Source organism: Caldimonas tepidiphila (genome assembly GCF_003569765.1).
Taxonomy (GTDB): Bacteria; Pseudomonadota; Gammaproteobacteria; order Burkholderiales; family Burkholderiaceae_C; genus Caldimonas; species Caldimonas tepidiphila.
The window spans coordinates 1-844 of the sequence record NZ_QXMG01000181.1; the positions used below are offsets into that span (position 1 = coordinate 1).

The 844-nt window shown below is 62.8% G+C and carries 1 protein-coding gene; it reads right to left on the reverse strand.

The features are described from left to right. Positions 1-14: 14 nt before the first annotated feature. Positions 15-724 (reverse strand): IS5 family transposase gene (locus D3A59_RS25000; protein WP_240636209.1). Its coding sequence is split into 2 segments (ribosomal slippage): positions 15-433 and positions 433-724, totalling 711 coding nucleotides; the frame shifts between segments, so codons are not numbered across the junction. Between the last annotated feature and the right edge of the window lie 120 nt (positions 725-844).

An 844-nucleotide genomic window follows, 5' to 3' on the forward strand; every position in this document is an offset into this window, starting at 1 on the left:
ACTAAGGCCCGTCATCAATTGAGCCAAACGACGGCGGCAGCCAAATGGATAGCGCCGAGGAAGTTGCGAGAGGTCTTGTCGTAGCGGGTTGCAATGGCCCGGTACTGCTTCAAGCGCGCGAAGAAGTGCTCGATGAGGTGGCGGGCTTTGTAGAGTTGCCGGTCCCAGGAGCGCTGCTCGCTGCGGGTACGCAGCGGCGGAATCACCGCGCTCTTGCCAGCCTTGGCCAGCACATCGAGCACTCGCTCTTGCGCGTCATAGGCCTTGTCGGCGATGAGTGTGTCGGCCTGCATGAGGGGCAGCAGCGCATCGGCGCCTTCGAGATCGTGGGCCTGACCAGGCGTGAGATGAAACCCGGTGGGGTTGCCCAGCGCATCTACCGTGGCATGGATCTTGGTGCTCAGCCCGCCTCGGCTGCGTCCGATGGCTTGCTCTGGGAGCCCCCTTTTTTCGCCCCGGCACTGTGCTGGTGAGCCCGCACGATGGTCGAGTCGATCATCGCCCACTCGTTGTCTGCGTCCTTCGCCAGGCACTCGAAGATGCGCTGCCACACTCCACTGCGACTCCAGCGCGAATGGCGCGTGTGCACCACCCGGAAGTCTCCGAAGCGCTCAGGCAGATCCCGCCAAGGGATGCCAGCCCGATAGCGGTACAGCACCGCCTCGACAAACAGCCGGTTGTCGCGCGCCGTCACGCCAACGTGACCGGCTCGCCCGGGCAGCATGTCCTTGATGCGCTCCCATTGATCATCTCTCAAGGCATACCGGCGTACCACTACAACTCCTCCTGCCTCTTGCTCTTGGCATCAGGCATCCAATCATCACGCAATTGATGACGGGCCTTA